This window comes from Lysobacter sp. cf310 (assembly GCF_900114355.1).
In the GTDB taxonomy this organism is placed as follows: domain Bacteria; phylum Pseudomonadota; class Gammaproteobacteria; order Xanthomonadales; family Xanthomonadaceae; genus Lysobacter.
The window spans coordinates 613,887-616,215 of the sequence record NZ_FOSS01000001.1 but is presented as its reverse complement, the minus strand read 5'-3'; the positions used below and the strand labels follow the sequence as shown (position 1 = coordinate 616,215).

The 2,329-nt window shown below is 63.0% G+C and carries 2 protein-coding genes; both read right to left on the bottom strand.

All coding sequences use genetic code 11. The annotated features are described in order from the left end of the window. Positions 1-523, bottom strand: a 523-nt coding sequence (locus tag BMZ45_RS02710) for a TonB-dependent receptor plug domain-containing protein (RefSeq protein WP_175488962.1), incomplete at its 3' end; no start/stop codon positions are given. A gap of 699 nt (positions 524-1,222) precedes the next feature. Beyond that, the coding region (locus BMZ45_RS02705; RefSeq protein ID WP_139215414.1) for a TonB-dependent receptor domain-containing protein at positions 1,223-2,329 on the bottom strand (1,107 nt) is incomplete at its 5' end.

Genomic DNA, 2,329 nt, shown 5'->3' with positions numbered 1-2,329 from the left:
GGCGCAGGATCACGTTGACCACGCCGGCGATGGCGTCGGAGCCGTAAATCGTCGAGGCGCCGTCCTTCAGCACTTCGATGCGCTCGACCGCGGCGGTCGGGATGGTGCTCAAGTCGACCGCGCCGCCCAGGCCGTTACCGCCCACCCAGCGACGGCCGTTGACCAGCACCAGGGTGCGGTTGGAGCCGAGGTTGCGCAGGTTGACGCGGGTCTCGCCGTTGCCGCCGTTGTTGAAGGTGCTGTTGAGCGTCGAGCCGTTGGCCGTGATGTTCTGGATCACATCGCCGACCGAAGTCAGGCCTTGCGCCGTGATGTCTTCGCGGCTGAGAGAGAAGATCGGCTGCGAAGTTTCGATATCGGCGCGCTTGATGCGCGAGCCGGTGACTTCGATGCGGTCCAGGGTGGTGGTGGCGTCTTTGCTTTCTTCCTGCGCAAAGGCCACGCCCGTGCCGGCAGCGGCGGTGGCGCCCACGGCGAGCGCGAAAGCAATCGCGTCCCGAAGCTGGGTGGTTCTGACAGTCATCTCTCTCTCCAGAAAATCGAAATAGTGGAACCCATGGGACCCGGCCGGGGGAGTCAAGAAAGACGCCAATTTCAGCAAGGTGCGGCGGATCGTATCCGCTCGTTCCTGCAAATCCAACACGGTTTTAACAATGATTTTTTTGCACTACATGCATTGGCACTCAATGTGATGAGTGCACACGCACTATGCGTTTCTTAGTGAGTTCTTATTGGTGACTAACGCCTAAAACTCCGGCGCACTTGCGATGTTTCAAAGACAAATTTAGTCACTCTTAGTACGTGTTTTAGGCGTGGTCTTTACTTGTATGACGCATGCCGAATGCGCGTGATCAACGCGGTGTGCGTTGCCGCGTCGCGCGCGTCGCGATGAAAGCGCCGTCGCGATTGTCGGAAAGCATGCTCAGCCACATCGTCGTTCCGCTGCAGCGGAATCGAAGCGTGGGAATTCGCTTTTGGGCGACGGATGTCATTCAAAAAAACGGCCCGCTCAGGGCCGCAGTGTCGACGGAAGATGGCGCGATGCGGGCGACGTGCGCGCGTAGCGACCCATGGCGCCGCGGCGAACTGGATGCGGGTCGGATCGCCGCATCGTCCCGCGCTGGCGGCGTCGCCGATCGATAACGGCCGACGGACGCGTGCCGCACAAAAAACTACGGCCCCGTGAGGGGCCGTAGTCGTTGCAGCGGGTGTTGCGGGTCGATCAGAACTTCTGCGCGTAGCGGAAGTAGATGAAGCGGCCCGGGACTTCGTACTGCGGGTCGAAGCTGTTGGCGAAGGTCGACGCGGAACGCGGCGGATCCTTGTCGAACAGGTTGTTCACGCCAACGGTGATGCGGGCGTTCCACGGCGCGTTGAAGAAGACGCTGGCGTCGTGGTACGTGGCGCCGCCGATGCGGTTCTGCGGACGCAGCTGCGGGCCGTCCGGAGCGGTACCCGGATCGTTGCCGTCGAGGTTGGTGATGCGGGTCGGATCCGAGCACAGATTGACGCGCTGTGCGGCGGCGATGGTGGCGCAGGACTCTTCCTGGTGCGAGAAGTAACGCACGAACCAGGTCGCGCCGAAGTCGCCCTTCTCCCAGTTCAGCGCCAGGTTGGAGCGGATGCGCCAGTTGTTGGTGCGTGCCGAACCACCCTGGTACTCACCGGCCGTGTTGCCGCCTTCGCCGGTCACCGGATCTTCGGAGACGATGCCGTCGCCGTTGACGTCGGTGGTGGACTTGGCCAGGTAGGTCGTGTCCCACACCACGCGGAACTTGCCGAACGAGGTTTCCGGCAGCTTGTAGCCGACGGTCAGGTCGTAGCCTTCGTTGAAGATCGTACCGACGTTGGACGGGGTCGACTGCAGGCCGGAGATCTGGCCGTCAGGCGCGCGCTGCACCAGGGCGCAGGCACTGGCGGTGCCGTTGCGGTAGCAGTTGTCCAGGATGGCCTGCGCGGTCTGGGTGAAGATCGCGTTTTCGATCTTGATCTCCCACCAGTCCAGCGAGATGTCGAGACCTTCGGCCCAGCTCGGGCTGTACACGAAGCCCAGGGTCTTGGAGGTGGAGTTCTCCGCGCCCAGGTTCGGGTTGCCGCCGGTGGTGGTACGGATCTGGGTGTTGATCTGGTTGTACGCCGGCACCGAGCCGCACGAAGCCGGGCGGTTGGTGTTCGGAGCGCCCTGCAGCGAGCCGTTGCAGGGGTCGGTGATGGTCTGGAACGTGTCCGAGACGCCGGTGAACAGCTCGGCGATGGACGGAGCGCGGAAGCCTTCCGACCAGTTGCCGCGGACCATCAGGTCGTCGATCGGCTTCCAGCGGAAACCGAA